Genomic DNA, 26,517 nt, shown 5'->3' on the forward strand with positions numbered 1-26,517 from the left:
GCTGTCATTATCAGACCGCAAGATGATGTGTTGAGTTTTGTAATATTCGGGTAAAAAAATTTGGGAAGCACGGCGCGGACAGTTACACTTCACTGGCCCCATTATTTGACGATAGGAAAGAAAGGATTGTGACCAAATTCAAAGTTCTGGCGCTGGGCGTTCTGACCGCCATCACAGCCACTTCAGCTCTGGCTGACAATAATTTCTCGGTAGGTGCCGGTGTTGGTGTCCTTGAAACGCCGTATAAGGACTACGATCGCGATGTGGTTCCGGTACCGGTTATCACCTATGAAGGGGATGACTTCTGGTTCCGCGGTCTGGGCGGCGGCTATTACCTGTGGAACGATGAGAGCGACAAACTCTCCATCACCGCCTATTACTCTCCGTTTGAATTCAAACCTAAAGACAGCGACAACTGGCAGCTGCGTCGCCTTGATAAACGTAAAGCGACGCTGATGGCAGGCTTGTCCTACGTGCACAACACCCAGTACGGCTTCCTGCGCACCAGTCTGGCGGGCGATACTCTGGATAACAGCAACGGTATCTCCTGGGATCTGGCCTGGCTTTATCGCTATACCAACGGCGGCCTGACGTTAACGCCGGGTATCGGTCTTGAGTGGAGCAGCGAAAACATGAACGAATACTACTACGGCGTTTCCGGTAAGGAATCCCGCCGCAGTGGTCTCGATCGCTACGATCCGGACAGCGACTGGAGCCCGTATCTGGAGCTGAGCGCGAGCTATAAACTGACTGATGCCTGGAGCGTTTACGGCGTTGGCCGCTACACGCATCTGTCCAGCGAAGTCAAAGACAGCCCGATGGTGGATAAATCCTGGGCGGGCGCATTGTCCGCAGGGGTTACCTACAGCTTCTGATTGTGCAATGACATTGTGCATTCAGTGAATAACAGGGCGCTTTTGCGCCCTGTTTGCATTGGAGTGGAACAACACTCACAGGAGACGAGCATGAGCGATAAAACCGTGATGTTTGAGCGCGAACTGGCCCTGCCCGCCATCGGGCAGGGCACCTGGTATATGGGGGAGGACGCCAGCCAGCGGCAAAAAGAGATCGCCGCATTGCGTGCAGGCATTGACGCTGGCCTGACGCTTATCGACACCGCCGAAATGTATGCCGATGGCGGCGCGGAGGAGGTGGTCGGCGAGGCGCTTCAGGGCTTGCGGGAGCAGGTATTTCTGGTCTCGAAAGTCTATCCATGGAACGCCGGAGGGCAAAAAGCCATTGCCGCCTGCGAAGCCAGCCTGCGCCGTCTGCAAACCGATTATCTCGATCTCTATCTGCTGCACTGGCGCGGCAATTATTCCTTTGTGGAAACGGTCGAGGCGATGGAAAGGCTGATCCGCGAGGGCAAAATTCGTCGCTGGGGCGTTTCAAATCTCGATTATGACGATATGCAGGAACTGTGGAGCGTGACGGGCGGTCAGGCCTGCGCCACTAATCAGGTGCTCTATCACCTGGGATCGCGCGGCATTGAATTTGATCTGCTGCCCTGGTGTCGGCAACAGCAGATGCCGGTGATGGCCTATTGTCCGCTGGCCCAGGCCGGGCGGCTGCGTGATGACCTGTTCAACAGTCGCGCCGTACAGGAGGTGGCCCATGCGTATCAGGCCACGCCCGCCCAGGTTTTACTGGCGTGGGCGATCCGCGAGCAGGGGTTGATGGCCATACCGAAAGCCTCAAGCGCAGACCATGTGAAAGAGAATGCCGCTGCGCTGGCGCTGAACTTATCCGCCGAAGCCATTGCCCTGCTGGACAAGGCGTTTCCGGCACCGGGGCGCAAAACGCCGCTTGACGTGGTGTAATTTTTCCCCTCTCGCAGGGAGAGGGGAGATGTCTTAGCGTTTAACCACGCGAATGGTCTGCGCCAGGCGGGACGGTTTTTCTTCCGTGGCTTTCTGGGCTTTAGTGGCGCAGGCAGTTTCCACGCATACAAAAGTCTTATAGCCGTCGTCCGGCATATCGCCCATGCTGGCGGAGAGCGCCGGGCCAGGGTTCCAGCCAACCACGTTACAGTGATGATGGTGGATCACTTCAATGGTGCGGTTCAGCGCGCCGTCGTTGATGATGCTGCACGCTTCCGGATTCAGGTAGACGCGATCGGTACGGTCCGGGAAGGTTTGCACGCCGTCAGTCAGCACGTCTTCTTTCGCGCCGTTCACTTTATCAATAAAGCGATCGCCGAGGCCGCTAACTTTCACCGCGCTGATATCGCCAACGTTGAAATAGGTGTGCAGGGCAGAGAAGGTTTCGAATTCGCCATGGGCTTCCAGCTCGATTTCACAGGTTTTGCCGAGCTTAAAGCGGGCATAGAGGGTGAAGTCATGCGGCCAGTACTGACGGGTGGCATCGCTGCTTTGCAGTTCAAAAGTCAGCACCACGCCGTTATCGTCTTCGTTATGGGCTTTCAGCGTCCACGGCAGGTTACGGGCGAAACCGTGTGCCGGCAGGCCTTCCTTCGCCGCCGGGCCAAACCACGGCCAGCAGATGGGTACGCCGCCGCGCAGCGCCACGCCATTTTTGAACGGCGTAGTATCGCTCAGCCACAGTACTTCTTCAGCGCCAGCGGGTTTCCAGGAGAGCAGATGCGCGCCCTGCAGGGCAAAGGAGGCTTTCACCTGCGGGTGATCGACAACAATGAGGTCCAGATCGTCCAGCACGCGGCGGGAAAGGGCGGTGGTGAACTGGTCAACGACCGGAAGAGCAAAAATTTTAGTAATCATCATGATATTCCTCAATCCTCTGTCTTCAATGCAAAAAAAAGAGCGACCGAAGTCGCTCTTTTGGATCAGATTCTCATCTCAACTTATTTGGAGATGTGAGCGATCAGGTCCAGAACTTTGTTGGAGTAGCCAGTTTCGTTGTCGTACCAGGAAACCAGTTTCACGAAGTTGTCGTTCAGTGCGATACCTGCTTTAGCATCGAACACGGAAGTGCACACTTCGCCGTTGAAGTCGGTAGAAACAACGTCGTCTTCGGTGTAACCCAGAACGCCTTTCATTTCGCCTTCAGAAGCGGCTTTGATGGCTTTCTTGATTTCTTCGTAAGAGGCTGCTTTTTCCAGACGAACGGTCAGGTCAACAACAGATACGTTCGGAGTCGGAACGCGGAACGCCATACCAGTCAGTTTGCCGTTCAGTTCCGGCAGTACTTTACCTACAGCTTTAGCTGCACCGGTAGAGGACGGGATGATGTTCTGTGCTGCGCCGCGGCCGCCGCGCCAGTCTTTGTGAGACGGGCCGTCAACGGTTTTCTGAGTAGCGGTGGTCGCGTGAACGGTGGTCATCAGACCTTCAACGATACCGAAGTTGTCGTTGATAACTTTTGCCAGCGGAGCCAGGCAGTTGGTGGTGCAGGATGCGTTAGAAACGATGTCCTGGCCTTCGTATTTGTCAAAGTTAGCACCACGAACGAACATCGGGGTGTTGTCTTTGGAAGGACCAGTCAGAACCACTTTTTTCGCGCCAGCGGTGATGTGCTTACGAGCAGTTTCGTCGGTCAGGAAGATACCGGTAGCTTCAGCAACAACGTCAACGCCGATTTCGCCCCATTTCAGGTTAGCCGGGTCTTTTTCAGCGGTAACACGGATGGTTTTGCCGTTAACAACCAGGTGGCCGTCTTTGACTTCAACGGTGCCGTTGAAACGACCGTGTGTTGAGTCATATTTCAGCATGTACGCCATGTACTCAGCGTCCAGGAGATCGTTGATGCCAACGATTTCGATGTCAGAACGTTCCTGCGCAGCACGGAAAACAATGCGACCGATACGGCCAAAACCGTTGATACCTACTTTGATAGTCATATATTCCACCAGCTATTTGTTAGTGAATAAAAGGTTGGCTGTAAAATTACAAAAACCTTACGCAGCGTCAAGCGGAATCGTGTCAATCATTGCGACAAATCAATCCTGTGCACAACCTTTGCGCGACTGAGTCGCCTCACTTTTCCAATGGGCTGCTACCCACATGGGGCCGCCGGCTGGAATTTTAAAGGCCATGCAAGATAAATATGTGAATCAGATCACAATTACCTGGCTGCGATTTCGCAACGTCTAAGTTTAGAACAAAAGTCGACGCCTGCCTGTTAATGTTTTGTTAGAATCAAAGAAAAGATGTGAATGTACTCAACGCGAGAAGTAAGCATATGGCTAATGATCCCTCTCAGGACGACCTGAAAAAAAACCTCACTGAAATGCAGTTCTATGTCACGCAAAACCATGGCACAGAACCGCCTTTCACCGGTCGTCTGCTGCACAACAAACGCGATGGCGTATACCACTGTTTAATCTGCGATGCGCCGCTATTTAACGCCCAGAGCAAATACGATTCTGGCTGCGGCTGGCCGAGCTTTTATGAACCGGTCAGCGATGAGGCCATCAAATACCTGAATGACTACTCTCATGGGATGCAGCGCACCGAGATCCGCTGTGGCAATTGCGATGCGCATCTGGGGCATGTTTTCCCGGACGGTCCGCAGCCGACCGGCGAGCGTTTTTGCGTGAATTCAGCCTCACTGAGCTTCACCGATGACGACAGCGGCGAGCAAATCAAGGGTTAAAGAATCGATTCAGCAAATTATTCCATGCGGAGACAAGAAATCGTGAATGTGGATGAGCTTGTTAACAGTTTAACGCCGGAAGTGTACCAGCGTCTGGTCACGGCGGTTGAGCTGGGCAAATGGCCCGACGGCGTGGCGCTGACCCCGGAGCAAAAAGAGAACAGCCTGCAACTGGTGATGCTCTGGCAGGCGCGCCATAACACCGACGCCCAGCATATGACCATCGATACCAATGGTCAGATGGTGATGAAAAGTAAGCAGCAGCTGAAAGAAGAGTTTGGCATTACGCCAAAATCCATTGCCACGCTGAAAGTGAATTAACAACTCTTTGTAACAGGCCGGGAAGCGCGCTTACCCGGCCTTTCAATGTTTTATGGTTTACTGACCAGCGATTCAGCCAGCTGTTTCGCTAACTGGTTATTATCATCCGCGCCATACTCCCAGAACATCGCCCCGGCCAGTCCTTTTTTCTTGATGTAATCCGCCTTGATTGCCACTGAGCGCGGGTTTTCGTAACTCAGCGCAAAGAGCGCTTTTCCATCGGCAGATTTCACCGACAGCCAGGGCACTTTCGCCTCCTCATCCCAGTGTTCCGTAAAACGCTTCTGCGGATCGTTGAGCAGCATTTTTACAATATCGTTGTATTTTACGTAGGTATCTTTTTTAAGATCGAATCCCAGGGCGTTGAAAAGCGCCACTTCCCGTTCGCCAAAGTAAGGCTGTGTAACGGGATTTTTCTGCGCGTCAGGTTTGCTCCAGTCGATGCCAGGCTCAACGGCGCGCTTCGGCACGCGTCCATAAAATCCAATGCCCAGATTCATTTGCCGCGCCTTCACGCCTGCCGCCAGATAGTTATTGACCACAAAATCAACGCTGTATTTATCCGCGGCGGCAACGGTCGGCCAGGCCGTGGAGTCATACAGATTGGCATTGAAATACTGGGTGCCGTAGGCCATGTCGTAGGTCATCAGATTGATGTAATCCAGCAATGGCGCAACGGCTTTCATATCCACCCAGCTTTTCGGACTTTCGGCGTTCGCGCCGACGGCGATAGTCACCAGCTTTTTATCGCCAAAGGCCTCCCGCAGTTCTTTGAGTAAGGTGGTGAAGTTATCCCGATCGGCAGGCTGGCTGTCGACCAGTCCCCATGCGCCGTTTACCGGGTACTCCCAGTCCAGATCGATACCATCCAGCCCATAGCGGGTGACAATATCCTGAGCCGAACGGATGAACACCGCGCGCGCTTCCGGTGTCGCGGCGACAGCGGAAAATCCACGCGCGCCCCAGCCGCCCACGGATAGCAGCACTTTCAGCTCAGGATTTTGTTTGCGCAGGGTGGGAATCAACGCCAGATCGGCGGCGACTTTTGGGGAAAGCCAAATCTGATGCCGCTTAGAGGGATCTTTTAACGCGTCGTTAGTTTCGCCTTTTTCGTCGTTATAGATCAGGCCAAATGAGTAATTCAGGTGAGTAATCTGACGAACATCCAGGGTGTTTATATCTCCGCCAGGCCCGGCGGTAACATCTCCACCGCCGTTAAAATAACCGACAGACATCAGAGAACTGGCTGAGGCGAGCGGGGCGCAGAGCAGGGGTAACGCTGCCAGCAAAGGCAAAAGTTTCATGGTAGTTCCTCTTTGACAAAAAAATAAAGCCAGGCAAAAGCTTGGCGAAAAAACAACCCGCATAGCCTGGCATAGTCGTTGCGCTGATACTGCGAAGAACTTCACTTTATGTCGTTGAAGGGGAACAAAAAGAACGGGCATTGATGATCAATACCCGTGTAGAACGTTAAGCGTGTGTTTCTACCCAGTCCGCCAGCGTATAGAGCGTCGCGCCCGCTGCCGCCATCTCCATAAACGCATGCGCGCTGTCCTGAGCATGGAGATTCACGCCACGGCAGCCATCGGTAATGACATCCACGCTGTAGCCCAGCGTCAGCGCGTCCAGCACGGTAAACTTCACGCAGTAATCCGTTGCAAGACCCAGCACGATCAGCTCGTTAACGTCATGATGTCGCAGCCATTCATCAAGCTGCGTTTTTTGCCGGTGGCCGTTGTCAAAAAAAGCGCTGTAGCTGTCAATCGCCGGGTTTTCGCCTTTATGAAACAGCGCATCAATGGCCTTTGCGTTTAACAGCGGATGCAGCGCCGCCCCTTCGGTGTTCTGGACGCAGTGATCCGGCCAGAAGGTCTGGGGCAGCCCGTCCAGTAATCCTTCAGAATAAGGCTCGACATGCTGCTGGCTTGCAAAACTGCCATGATCCGCAGGGTGCCAGTCCTGGCTTGCCACCACCGCGTCGCCGCGCGTTTTGCACCAGTCGATCATGGCGTTAGCAATATCTACCGTACTGTCGCCTTCGGCGACCGCCAGCGCGCCACCGGCGCAAAAATCGTTCTGAATATCCACTAACAGTAATGCCCGGGCCATAGTCTGCTCCTTATTCGTCCGGCGTCAGTTCGCCGCGCAAATTGACGGCCATCGCCTCGCGGATGGCCTGCACATCCAGATCCTGACTTAACAGATAATGCAGTTTAGTCAGCGTTGCTTCCACCGTCATATCTGCGCCGCCAATCACGCCCGCGTGCGCCAGCGCGTTACCCGTAGCGTAACCGCCCATATTCACTTTGCCGGACATGCACTGGGTCAGGTTGATCACCACAATGCCGCGCTCGCTGGCTGCCTGTAGCTCTTTCAGAAACTCGCCGTTTTGCGGCGCGTTACCGACGCCATAAGAGCGCAGGATCAAGGCCTTCACCGGCTGGCGCAGGAAGTTACGCACCACGTCGGCAGAAATGCCCGGATAGATAGTGACCACGCCGATCGGCTGTGGGGTGATGGGATGCACAATCAGCTCCCCATCGCCATGGGGCGCAGGGGGCGTGCCGAGACGGCGAATATGGATCCCGGCTTCCAGCAACGGTTGCAGATTAGGGGAGGCGAAGGCATCAAAGCCATCAGCATGCGCCTTGGTGGTGCGGTTGCCGCGGAACAGACGATTGTTGAAGAACAGCGTCACCTCGTTAATCGGGTAGTTCGCCGCAATGTACAGGGAATTGAGCAGGTTGATCTGCCCGTCCGAGCGCAGCTCCGCCAGCGGAATTTGTGACCCTGTCACAATCACCGGCTTGCCGAGGTTTTCCAGCATAAACGACAGCGCCGAGGCGGTGAACGCCATGGTGTCGGTGCCGTGCAGAATGACAAAACCATCGTAGCGATCGTAATTCGATTTAATATCTTCCGCGATATGCTGCCAGTCCTGCGGCGTCATGTCGGAAGAGTCCATCAACGGATGGTATTCATGAATGGTGAAGTCGGGCATCTCCTGGCGGTGAAACTCCGGCATCAGCGCCAGCTGGCGTTGCAGGTGCCCGGAAACCGGAATGTAGCCCTGCTCGGAGCGCTGCATGCCGATAGTACCGCCGGTATAGGCGACGTAAATCGATTTCTTTTGCATGGTGTTCTGTTTCATAGCCATAAAAAAATCCCCTCATGGCTGAGGGGATGGATTATCAGCGAACGTTAGCGCAGGTCAGGCAAAACGCATAGCGGTTTTGCGGATCGTTAAAGGCCGCCAGCTTATCGCTTTCCGCTTTCACTGCACCGGCGACCGGAGCCAGCGGCGCGGGCAGATAAGCCTGTAACGCCGACGGCATCGCCGCGCGGACGCTGGCGGACATGCTGGTGATCACCTGATCAAAGAAGGTCGGCTCATCCTGATAATAATCAATGTGCCACTGCTTGAGCTTCGCCAGTTCAGCCGCTTTCGCCACCGCATCATCGAAATCGCCCAGCGCGTCCACCAGCCCGTTTGCTTTCGCGTCCTGACCGGTCCAGACGTGGCCCTGAGCAATCTGGTCGATCTGCTCCGGCGTCTTGTTACGCGACTGAGAAACAATCGACAGGAAGCGCTTATAGCCGCTCTCAATGCTCAACTGGATCATCTGCTGCACTTCCGGCGGCAGGGCTTTGGTCGCCGCCACGTCCGCCAGCGGCGAGGTCGCCACGCCATCGGTGTGCACGCCCACGTAATCGAGGCTGTTTTCAAAGGTGTTGATCACCCCGAAGATGCCAATCGAGCCGGTGAGGGTGCTCGGGTTCGCCACAATGTAGTTAGCTGGCGTTGAGATCCAGTAACCGCCGGACGCCGCCATGCCGCCCATGGAGACCACCACCGGCTTACCGGCGGCTTTCGCGGCGGCAAGTTCAGCACGGATCACCTCGGAGGCGCTGACGCTGCCGCCAGGGCTGTTCACACGCAGCACGATAGCTTTCACTTTCGGATCGAGACGCGCATCGCGGATCTGCGAGGCGGTGGTGTCGCCGCCGACGTTACCCGGGGTTTCTTCCCCGTCCATGATCGCACCGTTAGCGAAGATCACCGCCACGCTGTCGCCGTTTTCGCTCGGTTTTTTCAGGGCGTAGTCGTAGTAGCTGATGGCGCTGTAGTTTTTATCAGCGTCGCTCCAGCCAAACTGTTTGCTGAGCGCTTTTTCAACTTCCGCGCTGGACGCCAGCTGATCCACCAGTTTGTTATCCAGCGCGTACTTCGCCGTATCGCCACCCACTTTGGTCAGCCCTTCCAGCATCGCCTGGGCGCCAGGGAAAATCTGCTGCGCCGGTACCTGACGGTTGGCGGCGATGGTGTTCAGGTAGTTCTGCCACAGCTCGCCGACCCAGCGGCTGTCAGCCTCGCGCGCGGCCGGGGACATATCGTCGCGGATAAACGGCTCGACGGCGGATTTATAGGTGCCGACGCGGAAAACGTGCGTGGAGACTTTTAGCTTTTCCAGCAGCGATTTGTAGTACAGCCCGTTAGTGGCAAAGCCATGCAGATCCACCACGCCCTGCGGCGAGAGGAAAATTTTATTGGCGAAGCTGGCAAGGTAATACTGACCCTGGCTGAAGTTATCGCCTACCGCATAGACCGGTTTGCCACTGTCGCGGAATTCGCGCAGCGCTTTACCGATATACTGCATCGACGGCTGATCGGCACCGGCGAAGTTTTTCAGATCCATCACGATACCGGTGATATTGCGATCCTCTTTCGCCTGGCGAATGGTCTCGACAATATCAAACAGCGAGTTTTCCTGTAAGCGATCGGAGCTGGCGCCAAACAGCTGACGGCCCAGCACGCCCAGCTTGCTGCTGCTGGAAGGCTTATCCACCACCACACCGGCGATATCCAGCAACAGCGCGCCACGGTTGCTGTGCTCGGCATTGCTGCTCTTCACCTGCATCCAGATGCCGACGCACACCACGATTAAAAAGATAAAGAAAAGGTTGAGCACCAGTTCACGGACGAAATTGAGCAATCGCCATGTCCATTTAAAAAAACCAGCAATGAAACGCCAAAGGGTTCGCATGTATTCTTCCTGTCCTGATTAACAACCCCCGCTACCCTGAGCGGAATGTGCGGTTATCCTAATTACCCGGCGGCAACTTGTCAGCAAGATCCGCCGCCGTCGCTGTAACAAAATCTCCTGTCGTGTTAATTTTATGCATAAATTTGATGACAGGAGTTAACTAATGGATGCACTTGAACTGCTCGTTAACCGTCGTAGCGCCTCCCGCCTCACCGAACCGGCCCCGGCGGGCGATCAGCTGAAAAGTATTTTACAGGCAGGTATGCGCGCCCCGGATCATGGCACGCTGCAGCCGTGGCGCTTCTTTGTCATTGAGGGAGAAGGGCGCGAGCGCTTCAGCCAGTTGCTGGAGAAAGGCGCCATTGCCGCGGGGCTGGATGAAAAGGGCATTGAAAAAGCCCGCTCCGGGCCGTTCCGCGCGCCGATGATTATTGCCGTGGTCGCCAAATGCGAAGATCATCCTAAAGTGCCCCACTGGGAACAACTGGTTTCCGCTGGCTGTGCGGTGATGGCGATGCAGATGGCGGCGCTGGCGCAGGGCTTTAACGGTATCTGGCGCAGCGGCCCGATGACTGACAGCCCGGTGGTGCGTGAAGCGCTGGAGTGCCGTGAACAGGATCATATCGTCGGTTTTCTCTACCTCGGCACGCCGCAACTGAAGGCCTCCACCACCATCAGCCTGCCTGATACCACGCCTTTCGTGCGTTATTTCTGAACCTCGCCCGGGCGCTTCTGATCTTCGCAGAAGCGCCTGGCTAGAGAGAATAGTACCCGCCTAACGCCTTTTTTAAGGCGTTAATAATTTGTCGCTTCCAGGGCGTCGTTGACGTGCGGTACTGAAAAAACACGTTTCCTTCCGCCTGAAACCCGTTGAGCGGCAGGGTATAAATGCCTTCACGGTCGACCAGGGCGGCAACCCAGGGGGCGGGCACCACGGCCAGCAAAGGCGCACGGCGTAACGCAGGGGCAAGCTGGCTGTAATCCTGACAGACAAATGACAGGTGACGGGATAAACCTGCCCGGGCAAGCTGTCTGTCCAGCTCATTGGCTGCCTGCGGCCAGGGGTGGCAGTAGAAGTGCTCAAACTGATCCAGCTCGCTGAACTCAACGCTGGTTTTATCCCTGAACTGTTGCCGCAGCGGCGCGCCATAGGCGACCACCAGCCGTGCGCTGCCGATCCGTTCGTAATGCAGGGCACTGGAGCCTTTTTGATGATCGCCCACGGCAATCAGTAAATCGATTTTCTTCGCAATTAACTCCTCACGCCACTCACGGCGCTCAAACGCATGACACTCAATGACGGCTTTCGCCTGATGCCCCCGGTGCGCAAGCTCCGAGGTAAGCAACACATTTAACGCTGGCGGCAACACCAGGCGAAACCGACGATCTTCACCGGTTTCACTGCCGAACAGTTCTTCATTTAACGAAACGAAAAGCGGCGCGAGCCTGTCCTGAATATTTCTGGCAAAGGGCGTGGGAACCTGCTGATTGCCTTCACGGCGAAACAGCGGATCCTGTAGCGCTTCCCGCAGCCTGGTGAGGGCATGGCTGACCGCAGACGCGCTGATCCCCAGCTTTTGCGCCGTCAGGCTGGTGGAGCCTGTCATCAGCATGACATGCAGAATTTTAAGAAGATTGAGATCGAATTGAAGGATATTCATTAAGTGGCAGCGCAATTGCACAAAACTAAAAAGGCGCTCAGTATACTCCGCCTCCTTTGCTAAAGGAGAAAATATGAATCGCTCTGCCATGCTTTTAACCTGCCTGATGATCTTGAGCACCCCCGCGGTATTCGCCGCGCTGGATCCCATTCCCCCGGGCAGTCAATACCGCGACATGGCGGAGAAAGGCGATAAATACGCGCAGTATTTTCTTGCGGATACCTGGTTTAGCGCAGGGGATATGAAGCAGGCGCAGCGCTGGGCGGAAAAAGCCGCCGCCGCCGGGCTGCCGGATGCCTGGGCGCTGCTGGCAAACATCAGCTTACAGCATTCCGGTAAGGCGCTTTTACAGGCGAAACGATACGCCGAAAAAGCCGCCCTCGCGGGCAGTGAAGCGGGAAAAGTGATCCTTGCGCGGATTTTACTTCACCGTTCTGCGGAGCAAAAAGCGTGCGCGCGGGCGCTGAGTCTGCTGGAGCAGGCTGCCGGCAATATGCACGATGACGCGGCGGTGGATGCGCAAATGTGGCTGGGTTTACTTTATGCGGGCGGAATATGCGTTAAAGAAGATCATGCAACGGCAGCGTACTGGTTAAAACGCAGTTCGGCATTGTCCCGTACCGGCTACGCCGAATACTGGACGGGCATGCTTTTTGCGCAAGGGGAAAGCGGCATTGTGAAAAAAGATCCCGCGCGGGCATCCTACTGGTTCGCCAGCAGTTGTCACGAGGGATTTGACAGCGGATGTGAAAAAGTGCCTGCGATAAGACCATGAATAGTCTTAAAAATAAGTGTGCTGGCCGCCGGAATGACAGTCTGACGCAGGGTGCCGGTGTTTATGTCATAACAGAAGGCGGATGCACAGTAGCGGCTTGCCCGATTGAGCGCTACCATAGCCGCATTGCAATGACAGGAGATGTCCATGAGCGAGCAAGCTATTCGTTTAACGCAGTACAGTCACGGCGCGGGATGCGGCTGTAAGATTTCCCCGAAGGTGCTGGAAACCATCCTGCACAGCGATCGGGCGAAGTTTATCGATCCGAACCTGCTGGTCGGCAACGAAACCCGTGATGACGCCGCGGTTTACGATCTGGGCAACGGCACCAGCGTGATCAGCACTACCGACTTCTTTATGCCGATTGTCGACAACCCGTTCGACTTTGGACGCATCGCCGCGACCAACGCCATCAGCGACATTTTCGCCATGGGCGGCAAGCCGATTATGGCCATCGCCATTTTAGGCTGGCCGATCAACACCCTGGCCCCGGAGATCGCCCGTGATGTAATTGAGGGCGGGCGTTTTGCCTGCCAGCAGGCGGGCATTGCCCTGGCGGGCGGTCACTCCATCGACGCGCCGGAGCCGATTTTCGGCCTCGCCGTCACCGGCGTGGTACCAACGGAGCGGGTGAAGAAAAACAGCACCGCGAAGGCGGGCTGCAAACTCTATCTCACCAAGCCGCTGGGCATTGGCGTGCTGACCACCGCCGAGAAAAAATCCCTGCTTAAACCGGAGCATGTCGGGCTGGCGACGGAAGTGATGTGCCGCATGAACCTCGCCGGTGCCGGATTTGCCAGCATTGACGGCGTCAAAGCCATGACCGATGTCACCGGCTTCGGGCTGCTCGGCCACCTGAGCGAAATGTGCCAGGGCGCAGGCGTGCAGGCGCAGATCCGCTATCAGGATGTGCCGAAGCTGCCGGGTGTGGAAGAGTATATTGCCCAGGGCGCGGTGCCGGGCGGTACCGGGCGTAATTTCGCCAGCTACGGGCATCTGATGGGCGACATGCCGCAGGCCTGGCGCGATCTGCTGTGCGATCCGCAAACCTCCGGCGGTTTGCTGCTGGCGGTCACCCCGGACGCTGAAAGCCAGGTACAGGCGACCGCCGCCGAATACGGCATCACCCTGACCGCCATCGGCGAGCTGGTTGAAGCCCGCGCGGGCCGTCCTATGATTGAGATCCGTTAAGTCAATGCGGTTGTTTATTGCCGAAAAACCCAGTCTGGGCCGCGCCATTGCGGATGTGCTGCCAAAGCCGCACCGCAAGGGCGACGGCTACATTGAGTGCGGAAATGGTCAGGTGGTGACCTGGTGTATCGGTCACCTGCTGGAGCAGGCGCAGCCGGATGCCTATGACAGCCGTTATGCCCGCTGGAATCTCTCTGACTTGCCGATAGTGCCGGAAAAGTGGCAGCTGCAACCACGCGCCTCGGTGACAAAACAAATCAATGTCATCAAGCGGTTGCTGGCACAGGCCAGCGAAGTGATCCACGCCGGTGACCCGGATCGTGAAGGGCAACTGCTGGTGGATGAGGTGCTGAACTACCTGGATCTGCCTGCGGAAAAGCGCCGCAACGTGCAGCGCTGCCTGATCAACGATCTTAACCCCCAGGCGGTGGAACGGGCCATTAACCGTCTGCGCGCCAACAGCGAATTTATCCCCTTAAGCTCGTCGGCGCTGGCCCGCTCCCGCGCCGACTGGCTGTATGGCATCAACATGACCCGCGCCTATACGCTGCTGGGGCAGAGCGCCGGTTATCAGGGCGTGCTGTCGGTGGGACGTGTACAGACGCCGGTGCTCGGGCTGGTGGTGCGCCGTGACGAAGAGATCGAAAACTTCGTGGCGAAAGACTTTTTCGAGGTGAAGGCGCATATCGTCACGCCTAAGGAAGAGCGTTTTACCGCTACCTGGCAGCCAAGCGAAGCCTGCGAGCCGTACCAGGATGAAGAAGGGCGGCTGCTGCACCGCAGCCTGGCCGATCATGTCGTAAAACGTATTACCGGCCAGCCCGCGCTGGTCACCAGCTATAACGACAAACGGGAGTCCGAGCCTGCGCCGCTGCCGTTCTCGCTCTCCACCCTGCAGATTGAAGCGGCGAAGCGCTTTGGCCTCAGCGCGCAGAACGTGCTGGATATCTGCCAGAAGCTGTATGAAACCCATAAGCTGATCACCTATCCGCGCTCTGACAGCCGCTACCTGCCGGAAGAGCATTTTGCTGGGCGTCAGGCGGTGATCAACGCCATCAGCGTACACAGCCCGTCGCTGCTGCCGCAACCGGCGGTCAATACCGATATCCGTAACCGCTGCTGGGATGATAAAAAAGTCGATGCACATCACGCCATTATCCCGACGGCGCGCAGCAGTAAGGTGAACCTCACGGATAACGAAGAGAAGATCTACAGCCTGGTGGCGCGTCAGTACCTGATGCAGTTCTGCCCGGACGCGGTCTTCCGCAAATGCACGATTGAACTCGACATCGCCAACGGTAAATTTATCGCCAAAGCGCGTTTTCTGGCGGAAGCGGGCTGGCGCGCCTTGCTGGGCAATAAAGAGCGCGACGAAGAGAACGACGGCACCCCGTTGCCGGTGGTCGCTAAAGACGATGAACTGCTGTGCGAGAAGGGCGAAGTGGTCGAGCGGCAGACTCAGCCGCCACGGCATTTCACCGACGCCACGCTGCTGTCGGCGATGACCGGTATTGCGCGCTTTGTGCAGGATAAAGATCTGAAGAAGATCCTGCGCGCCACTGACGGGCTGGGCACCGAAGCCACCCGCGCGGGGATCATCGAGCTGCTGTTCAAGCGCGGTTTCCTGGTGAAAAAAGGGCGTTATATCCACTCCAGCGACGCCGGGCGGGCGCTGATCCACTCGCTGCCGGAAATGGCGGCGCGGCCGGATATGACCGCCCACTGGGAATCGGTGTTGACGCAAATCAGCGAAAAGCAGTGCCGCTATCAGGATTTTATGCAGCCGCTGGTGGGGACGCTGTATCAGCTGATTGACCAGGCCCGCAGCACGCCGGTGCGTCAGTTCAGAGGGTTAGCGGCGCCAGGCGGGGATAAGAAGAAAAGTTTTAAAGGGCGGGGTAAGAAAAAGCCGCCCGCGAGTCCGGCTCCGGCGGCGTAGCGCAGGTCGCCGGGTAGGTTGAAATGTGCCGGGTGGCGGCTGCGCCTTACCCGGCCTACAAGGTAACCCCAGGCCCGGCAAGCGCAGCGCCGCCGGGCATCCGGATTCAGTCAGCATGTAAGCCCGGCAAGCGCAGCGCCGCCGGGCATCACAACCGCAAATCAGACCACGCCCTGCGCCAGCATGGCGTCGGCGATCTTCACAAATCCGGCGATATTCGCGCCGCGCACGTAGTTGGTCTGCTTGCCATCTCCGCCGTACTCCACGCAGGCGTGATGAATATCCAGCATAATATGGCGCAGACGCGCATCCACTTTTTCCGCCTTCCAGCTCAGGCGCGCGGCGTTCTGCGCCATCTCCAGCCCGGACGTCGCCACACCGCCCGCATTCGCCGCTTTACCCGGCGCGAACAGCACCCCCGCTTCGAGGAACAGATCGGTGGCTTCGATGGTGGTCGGCATATTCGCACCTTCCGCCACCGCTTTTACGCCGTTGGCGATAAGCGTGCGGGCGGCGTCGGCATCCAGCTCATTCTGGGTGGCGCACGGCAGGGCAATATCCGCCGGCACTGACCATGGCTGTTTGCCTTCCAGATATACCAGCCCGAACTCGCGGGCATAATCCGCCACGCGGCCGTCGCGGCTGGCTTTGATTTCACACAGGCGCGCCAGTTTTTCTGCGTTAAAGCCCGCTTCGTCCACGACCGTGCCGCCGGAATCAGAGGCGGTGATCACCCGCCCGCCCAGTTCCATGACTTTTTCAATGGTGTACTGCGCCACGTTGCCGGAGCCGGAGACCGCCACGCGCTGCCCTTCGAAGGCCAGACCGTGACGTTTAAGCATCGCCTCAGTGAAATAGACCAGTCCGTAGCCGGTGGCTTCCGGGCGGATCAAACTGCCGCCGAACGACAGCCCTTTGCCGGTAAATACGCAGGCGCTGTTATTGGAGAGCTTTTTCATCATACCGGCCATAAAGCCCACTTCACGACCGCCGACGCCAATATCACCGGCAGGCACATCGGTATCCGGCCCCAGGTGGCGGTACAGTTCGGTCATCAGCGACTGGCAAAAACGCATCACTTCGCCTTCGCTTTTGCCTTTCGGATCGAAATCGCTGCCGCCTTTACCGCCGCCCATCGGCAGGGTGGTAAGGGCATTTTTGAACGACTGCTCAAAGCCGAGGAATTTCAGGATCGATAAGTTCACCGACGGGTGAAAACGCATCCCGCCCTTATAAGGGCCGATGGCGGAGTTAAACTGCACGCGCCATGCGCGGTTGACCTGCACCTGATTACGATCGTCGACCCATACCACGCGGAACTGGATCACGCGTTCCGGCTCAACCAGACGTTCCAGTAACGACATCTGCCGGTAACGCGGGTTCTCTTCAATAAAGGGCCACAGCGTGGTCATGACTTCGCGAACCGCCTGGGCGAATTCTGTCTGATGGGGATCGCGTTGTTGAATACGGGTAAGGAAGGTTTCCAGAGAGCAAGACTGATCCATCGATATAACATCCTCTTATGACAGTGGGTCTGAATTTTATTGTTGGTTGTTACCGCATTGTTTGCGTTTTCGACTATAACACCGGAAAAGCGGCATCAGGCAAGCGATTAAGAAATATGCAGGGAAATTAATAATAGGCAGGAGGTCATAATTAAAAACGATGACCGTGCACGTTAAAGGTTCGGCGATCTTTTACCGTTATAGTTATTACCACCACCTAATCAGGAAAAAAAACGATGATCCGACACGCTTTATTAACCGCCAGCCTGCTGGCGCTGCTGACCGCGACGGCACAGGCAGAGGTGCGGTACAGTACCGGCGGCGTTGATGTGAACGTGCCGCCGGAAGTCTTCTCCTCCGGCGGGCAACGTCCGCAGCCCTGTAATCAGTGCTGCGTTTATCAGGATGAAAACTACTCGGAAGGGGCGGTGGTCAAAGCTGACGGCATTTTATTGCAGTGCCAGCGTGACGAACGCACGCTGAGCACCAATCCGCTGGTATGGCGTCGTGTGAAGCCCTGAGGCTTACAGATCGAAGCTTGCCCACACAGGCGCATGATCGGACGGTTTTTCCATACCGCGGATCTCGTAATCGATCCCGGTGTCGGTGCAGCGGGTTGCCAGCGCACTGCTTGCCAGCACCAGGTCGATACGCAGCCCGCGGTTATCGTCAAAACCTTTTGAACGGTAATCAAACCAGGAAAAACGATCCTGTGCGTCCGGATTGGCGGCGCGGAAGGTATCCACCAGCCCCCAGCCCTGCAAACGGGCCATCCACTCGCGCTCTTCCGGCAGGAACGAGCATTTACCCGCGCGCAGCCAGCGTTTGCGGCTGTCTTCGCCGATACCGATGTCCAGATCCGTCGGGCTGATGTTGACATCACCCATCACCAGCACCGGGCTGTCTTTGCTGATTTCGTTTTCCAGATAATCCTGCAGATCCTGATAAAACTTCGCTTTCGCCGGGAATTTGGTCGGATGGTCGCGGCTTTCCCCCTGCGGGAAATAGCCGTTGATCACCGTAATATTGCCGAGGGGAGACGCTAATTCCGCCATGATAATGCGACGCTGCGCTTCTTCGTCATCGCCCGGAAAACCGCGGCGCACGGACACCGGTGTATCGCGGGTTAACAGCGCCACCCCGTAGTGACCTTTCTGACCGTGATAAAACACGTTGTAGCCCAGTTTCGCCACATCTTCGAGAGGGAACATATCGTCATGGACCTTTGTCTCCTGTAAGCCAATCACGTCAGGCTGATGCTTATCAATGATCGCTTGCAGTTGATGAGGACGGGCGCGCAGGCCGTTGATATTAAAAGAGACAAATTTCATAGTCGCTGCCACTTAGCAATAAAGAGTGCAGCGATGGTAGCAGAAAATGGCCGGCGTTACGCCCCGGCGCTGCGCTTTTCTGCGCATGGCTGCAACAGGCGTCGCCAATGGTGCTTACCATGCCCCGCTGCGGTGCATCCCGCCCTGAAAAGGGGCGCGGGGCGCGATCACCTTCCGCGTAAGATCACAATTCCAGAATTATATTTTAGCAATGCATAAAATTTCCTGCCGATCCGCCCGGCTTCGCTAATAGCGCAAAAATTATTCACTTTTTATGCAATAAAAGTGAATAGTGACAGATTGTAAGTTACTGATATTTAAAATCCTCTCCGGCGTTATGCACTTTTATCGCTGGCTGGCACGAAGCGTGCAATCTACATTAGCAGCGCAAACACTCATAATTATTAACATATCAACAACCTTTCATTTACCGGATGAGGTCGCTATGTCCCACTCTATTACGCGTGAAAACTTTGATCACTGGATGCTGCCGGTTTACGCCCCGGCGTCTTTTATTCCGGTTCGCGGCGAGGGTTCCCGGCTGTGGGATCAGGAAGGGAAAGAGTATATCGACTTTGCCGGGGGTATTGCGGTGAATGCCCTTGGTCATGCGAACCCGGCGCTGTACCGTGCGCTCAGCGAACAGGCGGCGAAGTTCTGGCACACCGGCAATGGCTACACTAACGAACCGGCGCTGCGGCTGGCAAAGCGTCTTATCGACGCCACCTTTGCTGACCGCGTGTTCTTCTGTAACTCCGGCGCGGAAGCCAACGAAGCGGCGCTGAAGCTGGCGCGTAAATATGCTCACGACCATGCAGGCCCACAGAAAAGCGGCATCGTGGCGTTCAAAAACGCCTTCCATGGCCGCACGCTCTTTACCGTCAGCGCAGGCGGGCAGCCAGCCTATTCAAAAGATTTTGCGCCGCTGCCGCCGGAGATCCGCCATGCGGAGTTTAACAATCTGGAATCGGCCCGCGAATTGATTAATGACGATACCTGCGCGGTGATCGTCGAGCCGATGCAGGGCGAGGGCGGCGTGGTGCCTGCGGATGCAGCCTTCCTGAAAGGCCTGCGCGAGTTGTGCGATCGTCACCAGGCGCTGCTGATTTTTGATGAAGTGCAGACCGGCGTCGGACGTACCGGCGAGCTGTATGCCTATATGCATTACGGCGTGGAGCCGGACGTGCTCACCACCGCCAAAGCGCTGGGCGGCGGCTTCCCCATCGGCGCGATGCTGACCCGCGACGCTTTTGCGGCTGTGATGGTGGTCGGCACCCACGGCACCACTTATGGCGGCAACCCGCTGGCGACGGCGGTGGCAGGTGAGGTGCTGGATATAGTGAACACCCCGGCGACGCTGGACGGCGTGAAACAGCGTCATCAATGGTTTGTCGAACAGTTGCAGGCGATCAACACCCGCCATGCGCTGTTTCGGGAGATCCGCGGCCTCGGCCTGCTGATTGGCTGCGAGCTGGCGGCGGAACATGCCGGGAAAGCCAAACTCATCTCTCAACTGGCGGCGGCAGAAGGCGTGATGGTACTGATTGCCGGTGCTAACGTGCTGCGTTTTGCACCTGCGCTGAACATCAGCGAAGAGGAAGTGCGTCACGGCCTGGAACGGCTGGCGCGCGCCTGTGAACGTTATCTGGCAGGAGAAAGCCTATGATGGTGATCCGCCCGATTGAGCGCAGCGATCTCCCGGCCCTGATGCAGCTGGCCGGTAAAACCGGCGGCGGGCTGACGTCGCTGCCGGCGGACGAAGCCACGCTCTCCGCGCGCATTGAGCGCGCGCGCAAAACCTGGCAGGACGAACTGCCGCCGGGTGAACAGGGTTACGTGTTCGTGCTGGAAGATATCCAGAGCGGCACTGTCGCCGGGATCTGCGCCATTGAAGTGGCAGTGGGGCTAAACGATCCCTGGTACAACTACCGCGTCGGCACCCAGGTGCACGCCTCCAAAGAGCTGAACGTCTACAACGCGTTGCCGACGCTGTTTCTCAGTAACGATCACACCGGCAGCAGCGAACTCTGCACGCTGTTCCTCGACGCCGACTGGCGTAAAGAGGGCAACGGCTATCTGCTGTCGAAATCGCGCTTTCTGTTTATGGCCGCTTTCCGCGATCGCTTTAACGAAAAAGTGGTGGCGGAGATGCGCGGGGTGATCGACGAAACGGGCTACTCGCCGTTCTGGGAAAGCCTCGGCAAACGCTTTTTCTCCATGCCATTCAGCCGCGCCGATCACCTGTGCGGCACCGGACAGAAAGCCTTTATCGCCGAGCTGATGCCCAAGCATCCTATCTATACCCATTTCCTGTCTGAAGAAGCCCAGGCGGTGATCGGCGAAGTGCATCCTCACACCGCCCCCGCCCGCGCGGTACTGGAAAAAGAGGGCTTCCGCTACCGTCACTATATCGACATCTTTGACGGCGGCCCGACGCTGGAATGCGACATCGATCGGGTGCGGGCAATCCGTAAAAGCCGTCTGGTGGAGGTGGCCGAAGGGCAGCCCGCGCCGGGCGAGTTGCCCGCCTGTCTGGTGGCTAACGAAAAGTACCAGCAATTCCGCGCCATGCTGGTGAATGCCGATCCCGATACCGAACGTCTGCTGCTGAGCGCCGCCCAGATGGACGCCCTGAAATGTCGCGCCGGGGAAAAGGTTCGCCTGGTCCGCCTGTGCGCAGAGGAGAAAACACAATGAATCTTTGGATAAATGGCGACTGGATCAGCGGTCAGGGCGAACAACGGGAAAAAACCGATCCGCTCACCCGTGAGACACTCTGGCAGGGGCGTGATGCCGACGCCGCGCAGGTGGCCGAGGCCGGGCGCGCCGCACGCGCCGCGTTTCCGGCGTGGGCGCGTCAGTCCTTCAGCGCACGACAGGAGATTGTCGAGAAATTCGCCGCGCTGCTGGATGCGAACAAAGCCAGCCTGACGACGGTGATCGCCCGGGAAACCGGCAAACCGCGCTGGGAAGCCGCCACCGAAATTACCGCCATGATCAATAAAATCGGCATCTCGGTGAAGGCGTATCACACCCGCACTGGCGAGCAGCACACCGCCATGCCGGACGGCGCCGCCACGCTGCGCCACCGTCCTCACGGCGTGCTGGCAGTATTCGGCCCCTACAACTTCCCCGGCCATCTGCCGAACGGGCATATCGTTCCGGTGTTGCTGGCCGGGAATACGGTGATCTTCAAACCCAGCGAGCTGACGCCCTGGAGCGGCGAAGCGGTGGTGAAACTGTGGCAGGAGGCGGGGCTGCCGCCGGGCGTGCTGAATCTGGTGCAGGGCGGGCGCGACACTGGCCAGGCGCTGAGCCAGCTTGCCGATCTCGACGGTCTGCTGTTTACCGGCAGCGCCAGCACCGGTTTTCATCTGCATCGTCAGCTTGGCGGTCAGCCGGAGAAGATCCTTGCGCTGGAGATGGGCGGCAATAATCCGCTGATAGTGGAAGATATTGATGATGTTGACGCCGCGGTGCACCTCACCATTCAGTCGGCCTTTATTACCGCCGGGCAGCGCTGCACCTGCGCGCGCCGTCTGCTGGTGAAACGCGGCGCGCAGGGCGATGCCTTTCTCGCCCGGCTGGTGGAGGTTGCCGGACGCATTATGCCCGGCGCCTGGGACGCGGATCCGCAGCCCTTTATCGGCGGGCTGATTTCCCCGCAGGCGGCAGAGGGCGTGTATACCGCCTGGCAGGCGCAGGAAGCGCGGGGCGGCAAAACGCTGCTGGCGCCGCGGCTGATCAAACCCGGCACCTCACTGTTGACGCCGGGCATTATCGAGCTGACCGGCGTGGCTGACGTGCCGGATGAAGAGGTCTTCGGTCCGCTGCTGGGCGTGTGGCGCTATGACGAGTTTGACGAGGCCATTCAGCTTGCTAATGCCACCCGTTACGGGCTGGCCTGCGGGCTGGTCACCCCGTCACGGGAGAAATTCGACCGGCTGTTGCTGGAGGCGCGCGCCGGGATCGTCAACTGGAATAAACCGCTGACCGGTGCCGCCAGCACCGCGCCTTTCGGTGGTGTGGGCGCGTCCGGCAACCATCGCCCGAGCGCCTGGTATGCGGCAGACTACTGCGCCTGGCCGATGGCCAGCCTTGAATCTCCGGCGCTGTCGCTGCCGGAGAGCCTCAGCCCGGGGCTGGATTTTGGTCGGGAGGAGACGCGATGAAAGCGCGCGAAGTCAATTTTGACGGCCTGGTGGGGCTGACGCACCATTACGCCGGTTTATCCTTTGGTAACGAAGCCTCCACTGCACACCGTTTCCGCACTTCTGACCCGAAACTGGCGGCGAAGCAGGGACTGCTGAAGATGAAAGCGCTGGCGGATCTGGGCTTTCCGCAGGCGGTGATCCCGCCCCACGAACGCCCGAATATACCGGTGTTACGCCAGCTGGGGTTTACCGGCAGCGACGAGCAGGTGATCGCCAGAGCCGCCGCGCAAACCCCGGAGCTGCTGTCGGCGGCCAGTTCCTCGTCGCCAATGTGGGTGGCCAACGCCGCCACCGTCTGCCCGTCGTCAGATGCCCTTGATGGCAAAGTGCATCTGACGGTGGCGAACCTGAACAATAAATTCCACCGCAGTACCGAAGCGCCCACCACCGAAGCGCTGCTGCGCGCCATCTTCCGGGATGAAGGGCGTTTCATGGTGCATGGCGCACTGCCGCAGGTGGCGCGTTTTGGCGACGAAGGGGCGGCGAACCATAACCGCTTCAGCCAGGCGTACGGCGAGCCGGGCGTGCAGCTTTTTGTTTATGGCCGGGAAGAAAACGGCCACGCCGCGCCTGAGCGTTATCCGGCGCGGCAAACGCTGGAAGCCAGCCAGGCGGTGGCGCGTCTCAATCAGGTGGATCCGGCGCGCGTCATCTTCGCCCAGCAAAACCCGACGGTGATCGATGAAGGGGTATTCCATAATGATGTCATCGCCGTGTCGAACGGTACGCTGCTGTTCTGCCATGAGCGCGCCTTTGTGCAGCAGCGCGGGCTGATGACCCGCCTGGCGGAACAGGTGCCGGGCTTTCAGGTTATCGAAGTGCCGCAGGCGCAGGTGTCGGTCAAAGAGGCGGTCAGCAGTTATCTGTTTAACAGCCAGTTACTGAGCCGCGACGACGGCAGTATGTTGCTGGTGGTGCCGCAGGAGTGTCGCGAGCAGGCGAACGTCTGGCGTTATCTGAATGACATGCTGGCGCAGGATAATCCGGTGAACGAGCTGCGGGTATTCGATCTGCGCGAAAGCATGTCCAACGGCGGCGGTCCGGCCTGTCTGCGTCTGCGGGTGGTATTAAATGAGGCCGAACAGCAGGCGGTAAATCCGGCGGTTATGATGAATGACCGGCTGTTTGCCGCGCTGAACGACTGGGTGGATCGCTACTATCGTGACCGTCTCACCCAGGCCGATCTTGCTGATCCGCAGCTGCTGCGCGAAGGCCGCGAGGCGCTGGACAGGCTGACACAGTTACTGGATCTGGGATCGGTCTATCCCTTCCAGCAATAAGGATCGACGATGGAGAATTTTCTTGCCCTGACCCTGAGCGGCCGTGCGCCCGAAAACCCGTGGGGGCAAAACGACCAGCTCCGCTGGCACTGGCGGGCAGAGGGGATCCTTGAGCTGATCCCGCATCAGCCCACGGATAAATCGCTGGTGCTGTCGGCGGGCATTCACGGCAACGAAACCGCGCCGGTGGAGATGCTGGACAAGCTGCTGACAGGGCTGATACAGGGCGCCACGCCGCTGCGCTGGCGGATGCTGGTGATCCTCGGCAACCCGCCCGCGCTGCGGGCCGGAAAACGCTATCTGCACAGCGATCTGAATCGCATGTTCGGCGGGCGCTGGCAGCAGTTTGCCCACAGTGTGGAAACCGTACGGGCGCTACAGCTGGAGCAGGCAATCAGCCGCTTTTATGCCGCGCAGCCCGGCGACCTGCGCTGGCATCTGGATCTGCACACGGCTATTCGCGGCTCGCACCATCTGCGCTTTGGCGTACTGCCGCAGCGCGACACGCCCTGGGAAGAGGACTTTCTGCGCTGGCTGGGTCAGGCCGGGCTGGAAGCGTTGGTGTTTCACCAGTCGCCGGGCGGCACCTTTACCCATTACAGCTGCGAACGCTTTGGCGCACTGGCCTGTACGCTGGAACTGGGCAAGGCGCTGCCCTTTGGCGAAAACGATCTGCGGCAGTTCGCCGTCACGCTTGACGCCATCGCAGCGTTGTCAGCGGATAAACCGGCCGCGGGCAGTGATGTCGCGCCGCTGCGCTATCGGGTCGTTCAGCAACTCACCCGCCACAGCGCTGCTTTCCGGCTGCATATGTCCGGCGAGACGCTTAACTTCACGCCTTTTGCCGCCGGAACGCTGCTGGCGGAAGACGGCGAAACGCGTTATCTGGCGCAGGCCGCGACGGAATACGTGCTGTTTCCCAATCCACAGGTAGCCCTGGGACTACGCGCCGGGCTGATGCTGGAGCGGCTGCCCTGATGCGCTGGCGATTATTTTTATCGCGATTAACGCTTTTCTGGAAAATATAAAAACCGATGATGTCAGGCGATACGGAATTATCTGACATCATTGCTTTATTATTATACGCCGCTCAGGTATCATTCTTCATAATCTCTTTAAAATCATCATCCTGTATAATTCCTGTTGCAACTCTCCACGCTTTATCCTTATTTTCTTCATAATTGGCGATAATTTGTTTTTTACGCTTTCAATGCTTTACTGTTGCTCTGATTATTTGACGAAAAAGACCGTAAAGTGAATCTCGTCAACACGGCAATACGCCGCAAGAATAACTGAAAGAAGGAATACATTATGCGTAAATTGACCGCTCTGTTTGTTGCCTCTACCCTGGCGATGGGTGCTGCTAACCTGGCCCACGCCGCTGATACCACCGCTGCGCCGGCAGACAGCAAGCCGATGATGCACCATAAAGGCAAGCCGGGTATGCATCATGACATGATGTTTAAAGATCTGAACCTGACCGACGCGCAGAAACAGCAGGTGCGTGACATCATGAAAAGTCAGCGCGACCAGATGAAGCGTCCGACCGTGGAAGAACGCCGCGCCACGCACGACATCATCGCCAGCGATACCTTCGATAAAGCCAAAGCCGAAGCGCAGATTGCGAAGATGGAAGAGCAGCACAAAGCCCGTATGCTGGCGCACATGGAAACCCAGAATAAGATTTACAACATCTTAACCCCGGAACAGAAAAAGCAGTTTAATGCCAATTTTGAGAAGCGTCTGACAGAACGTCCGGCGCCGGAAGGTAAAATGCCTGAATCCGCTGAATAACACAGCGCCCCTTATTAAGACCGCCGGACTTGTCCATAAACGCCTTCAGGCTGTGGGCAAGCCCGGCGGTTTTTTCTTTTCTTCCCTCTTTGACCCCCGCCTGCGACAGGGTATGCTCTGATACCTTATTACGCGAAACTACCTTTTTATCAGGCTGTTAAAAAAATTCTTCCAGGATGCAGCGTCATTGCTAAGGCATTACCTGTCCGCTGCCGATAACCTGGTGGCAAGGTAAACAGATTATAACAATGTGGTGCGGCTTTCCGGCTGCGCAGGCGCGCGTGATGCGCCCTTCAGGAGTGGTGATGGAATATTTTGATATCCGCAAAATGGCGGTGAATCTGTGGCGCAACGGGGCGGGCGAAACACGGGAGATTTGTTGTTTTCCGGAAGCCACGCGGGATTTCCACTGGCGCGCCAGCATTGCGTCTCTTGCCGCTAACGGCGAGTTTCCGCAGTTTCAGGGGGTGGATCGCGTTATCACGCTGATAGAAGGCGGGGAAGTGACCCTCGACGGGGGAAATGCCTTTTGCCATACCCTGAAACGGCTGCAACCTTTCTCTTTTTCAGGTGAGCAGCCGATCAAGGTACAGCTGAACGACGGGCAGATGTCGATGGATTTCAATATCATGACCCGCCGCGATCGCTGCCAGGCGAAAGTGCGCATCGCCGATCGCACCTTCACCACCTTCGGCTCGCGCGGCGGGGTGGTCTTCGTACTCAGCGGCGCGTGGCAACTGGGGGATAAGCTGCTGACCGCGGATCAGGGGGCCAGCTGGCAGGAAGGTAGCCATACCCTGCGCTTACTGAAAGCGGAAGGGCAGCTGCTGTTCAGCGAAATCACCTGGCTGCCGGGGCATTAAACCTGCGTACCGGCAGACGCCTGCCG

The 26,517-nt window shown here is 57.5% G+C and carries 25 protein-coding genes; 16 read left to right on the forward strand and 9 right to left on the reverse strand.

Annotated features, from left to right (window positions below; genetic code table 11):
* The first annotated feature begins 128 nt into the window (after window positions 1–128).
* Together BMF08_RS14300 and BMF08_RS14305 are read left to right on the forward strand one after the other, a co-directional pair.
* Window positions 129–875, forward strand: a complete 747-nt coding sequence (locus BMF08_RS14300; protein WP_072568223.1) for a MipA/OmpV family protein — start codon at window positions 129–131, stop codon at window positions 873–875.
* 90 nt (window positions 876–965) lie between these two features.
* Window positions 966–1,820: an aldo/keto reductase gene (locus tag BMF08_RS14305; protein ID WP_072568224.1), complete on the forward strand. Its 855-nt coding sequence runs from the start codon at window positions 966–968 to the stop codon at window positions 1,818–1,820.
* A 33-nt stretch (window positions 1,821–1,853) separates the two neighbouring features.
* Here BMF08_RS14305 and BMF08_RS14310 read toward each other — a convergent pair whose 3' ends face one another.
* Together BMF08_RS14310 and gapA are read right to left on the reverse strand one after the other, a co-directional pair.
* Window positions 1,854–2,738: a D-hexose-6-phosphate mutarotase gene (locus BMF08_RS14310; RefSeq protein ID WP_072569433.1), complete on the reverse strand. Its 885-nt coding sequence runs from the start codon at window positions 2,736–2,738 to the stop codon at window positions 1,854–1,856.
* Window positions 2,739–2,821: 83 nt separating this feature from the next.
* Complete coding sequence (gene gapA, locus BMF08_RS14315) at window positions 2,822–3,817, reverse strand: glyceraldehyde-3-phosphate dehydrogenase (RefSeq protein WP_072568225.1); 996 nt, start codon at window positions 3,815–3,817, stop codon at window positions 2,822–2,824.
* Window positions 3,818–4,158: 341 nt separating this feature from the next.
* Between gapA and msrB the strand changes: the two genes are divergently transcribed.
* Together msrB and BMF08_RS14325 are read left to right on the forward strand one after the other, a co-directional pair.
* The gene (gene msrB / locus BMF08_RS14320; protein WP_072568226.1) at window positions 4,159–4,572 is read left to right on the forward strand and encodes a peptide-methionine (R)-S-oxide reductase MsrB; all 414 of its coding nucleotides are present in this window, start codon (window positions 4,159–4,161) and stop codon (window positions 4,570–4,572) included.
* 42 nt (window positions 4,573–4,614) lie between these two features.
* Window positions 4,615–4,893, forward strand: a complete 279-nt coding sequence (locus BMF08_RS14325) for a YeaC family protein (protein ID WP_072569434.1) — start codon at window positions 4,615–4,617, stop codon at window positions 4,891–4,893.
* 50 nt (window positions 4,894–4,943) lie between these two features.
* Here BMF08_RS14325 and BMF08_RS14330 read toward each other — a convergent pair whose 3' ends face one another.
* The 4 genes from BMF08_RS14330 to sppA all read right to left on the reverse strand — a co-directional run bounded on the left by BMF08_RS14330 (window position 4,944) and on the right by sppA (window position 9,938).
* A complete protein-coding gene (locus BMF08_RS14330; protein ID WP_072568227.1) occupies window positions 4,944–6,197 on the reverse strand; it encodes a glycoside hydrolase family 18 protein in 1,254 nt (417 codons plus the stop codon).
* A 166-nt stretch (window positions 6,198–6,363) separates the two neighbouring features.
* A complete protein-coding gene (gene pncA / locus BMF08_RS14335; protein WP_072568228.1) occupies window positions 6,364–7,002 on the reverse strand; it encodes a bifunctional nicotinamidase/pyrazinamidase in 639 nt (212 codons plus the stop codon).
* Between the two features lie 10 nt (window positions 7,003–7,012).
* Window positions 7,013–8,029 carry an asparaginase gene (gene ansA / locus BMF08_RS14340; protein WP_072569435.1) on the reverse strand — a complete coding sequence of 339 codons (1,017 nt, stop codon included), beginning with the start codon at window positions 8,027–8,029 and terminating at the stop codon, window positions 7,013–7,015.
* 55 nt (window positions 8,030–8,084) lie between these two features.
* Entirely contained in the window at window positions 8,085–9,938 is a 1,854-nt protein-coding gene (gene sppA, locus BMF08_RS14345; protein ID WP_072568229.1) for a signal peptide peptidase SppA, read from the reverse strand.
* A gap of 163 nt (window positions 9,939–10,101) precedes the next feature.
* Between sppA and BMF08_RS14350 the strand changes: the two genes are divergently transcribed.
* Complete coding sequence (locus BMF08_RS14350) at window positions 10,102–10,653, forward strand: NAD(P)H nitroreductase (protein ID WP_072568230.1); 552 nt, start codon at window positions 10,102–10,104, stop codon at window positions 10,651–10,653.
* A gap of 40 nt (window positions 10,654–10,693) precedes the next feature.
* Here the strand turns inward: BMF08_RS14350 and BMF08_RS14355 are convergent, their stop codons facing one another.
* Window positions 10,694–11,599, reverse strand: a complete 906-nt coding sequence (locus BMF08_RS14355) for a LysR family transcriptional regulator (protein ID WP_072568231.1) — start codon at window positions 11,597–11,599, stop codon at window positions 10,694–10,696.
* A gap of 73 nt (window positions 11,600–11,672) precedes the next feature.
* On the opposite strand from BMF08_RS14355, the gene BMF08_RS14360 reads away from it, so the two are divergent.
* The 3 genes from BMF08_RS14360 (at window position 11,673) to BMF08_RS14370 (ending at window position 15,504) form a co-directional block, all read left to right on the forward strand.
* Complete coding sequence (locus BMF08_RS14360; protein WP_325005120.1) at window positions 11,673–12,374, forward strand: tetratricopeptide repeat protein; 702 nt, start codon at window positions 11,673–11,675, stop codon at window positions 12,372–12,374.
* 147 nt (window positions 12,375–12,521) lie between these two features.
* On the forward strand, window positions 12,522–13,565 hold the full coding sequence (gene selD / locus BMF08_RS14365) for a selenide, water dikinase SelD (RefSeq protein WP_072568232.1): 1,044 nt from the start codon (window positions 12,522–12,524) through the stop codon (window positions 13,563–13,565).
* Between the two features lie 4 nt (window positions 13,566–13,569).
* Window positions 13,570–15,504 (forward strand): DNA topoisomerase III, encoded by a 1,935-nt coding sequence (locus BMF08_RS14370; RefSeq protein ID WP_072568233.1) that lies wholly within the window; start codon window positions 13,570–13,572, stop codon window positions 15,502–15,504.
* 161 nt (window positions 15,505–15,665) lie between these two features.
* Here the strand turns inward: BMF08_RS14370 and gdhA are convergent, their stop codons facing one another.
* Window positions 15,666–17,009 (reverse strand): NADP-specific glutamate dehydrogenase, encoded by a 1,344-nt coding sequence (gene gdhA, locus BMF08_RS14375; RefSeq protein WP_072568234.1) that lies wholly within the window; start codon window positions 17,007–17,009, stop codon window positions 15,666–15,668.
* Window positions 17,010–17,245: 236 nt separating this feature from the next.
* Here gdhA and BMF08_RS14380 point away from each other — a divergent pair, with 236 nt between their 5' ends.
* Complete coding sequence (locus BMF08_RS14380) at window positions 17,246–17,530, forward strand: DUF1496 domain-containing protein (protein ID WP_072568235.1); 285 nt, start codon at window positions 17,246–17,248, stop codon at window positions 17,528–17,530.
* Window positions 17,531–17,533: 3 nt separating this feature from the next.
* Here BMF08_RS14380 and xthA read toward each other — a convergent pair whose 3' ends face one another.
* A complete protein-coding gene (gene xthA / locus BMF08_RS14385; protein ID WP_072568236.1) occupies window positions 17,534–18,340 on the reverse strand; it encodes an exodeoxyribonuclease III in 807 nt (268 codons plus the stop codon).
* A 445-nt stretch (window positions 18,341–18,785) separates the two neighbouring features.
* Here xthA and BMF08_RS14390 point away from each other — a divergent pair, with 445 nt between their 5' ends.
* The 7 genes from BMF08_RS14390 to ves all read left to right on the forward strand — a co-directional run bounded on the left by BMF08_RS14390 (window position 18,786) and on the right by ves (window position 26,491).
* Window positions 18,786–20,006, forward strand: a complete 1,221-nt coding sequence (locus BMF08_RS14390) for an aspartate aminotransferase family protein (protein WP_072568237.1) — start codon at window positions 18,786–18,788, stop codon at window positions 20,004–20,006.
* Complete coding sequence (astA, locus tag BMF08_RS14395) at window positions 20,003–21,037, forward strand: arginine N-succinyltransferase (RefSeq protein ID WP_072568238.1); 1,035 nt, start codon at window positions 20,003–20,005, stop codon at window positions 21,035–21,037. Before BMF08_RS14390 ends, astA begins: the two co-directional genes overlap by 4 nt.
* Window positions 21,034–22,512, forward strand: coding sequence for a succinylglutamate-semialdehyde dehydrogenase (gene astD, locus BMF08_RS14400; RefSeq protein WP_072568239.1), 1,479 nt, complete (start codon window positions 21,034–21,036; stop codon window positions 22,510–22,512). Before astA ends, astD begins: the two co-directional genes overlap by 4 nt.
* A complete protein-coding gene (gene astB, locus BMF08_RS14405) occupies window positions 22,509–23,834 on the forward strand; it encodes an N-succinylarginine dihydrolase (protein ID WP_072568240.1) in 1,326 nt (441 codons plus the stop codon). Before astD ends, astB begins: the two co-directional genes overlap by 4 nt.
* A 9-nt stretch (window positions 23,835–23,843) precedes the next feature.
* Window positions 23,844–24,812 carry a succinylglutamate desuccinylase gene (gene astE / locus BMF08_RS14410; RefSeq protein ID WP_072568241.1) on the forward strand — a complete coding sequence of 323 codons (969 nt, stop codon included), beginning with the start codon at window positions 23,844–23,846 and terminating at the stop codon, window positions 24,810–24,812.
* A gap of 333 nt (window positions 24,813–25,145) precedes the next feature.
* A complete protein-coding gene (spy, locus tag BMF08_RS14415; RefSeq protein ID WP_072568242.1) occupies window positions 25,146–25,628 on the forward strand; it encodes an ATP-independent periplasmic protein-refolding chaperone Spy in 483 nt (160 codons plus the stop codon).
* A 305-nt stretch (window positions 25,629–25,933) separates the two neighbouring features.
* Window positions 25,934–26,491: an environmental stress-induced protein Ves gene (gene ves / locus BMF08_RS14420; protein ID WP_072568243.1), complete on the forward strand. Its 558-nt coding sequence runs from the start codon at window positions 25,934–25,936 to the stop codon at window positions 26,489–26,491.
* Window positions 26,492–26,517: the final 26 nt, after the last annotated feature.

This window comes from Enterobacter sp. SA187 (genome assembly GCF_001888805.2).
GTDB lineage: Bacteria > Pseudomonadota > Gammaproteobacteria > Enterobacterales > Enterobacteriaceae > Enterobacter_D.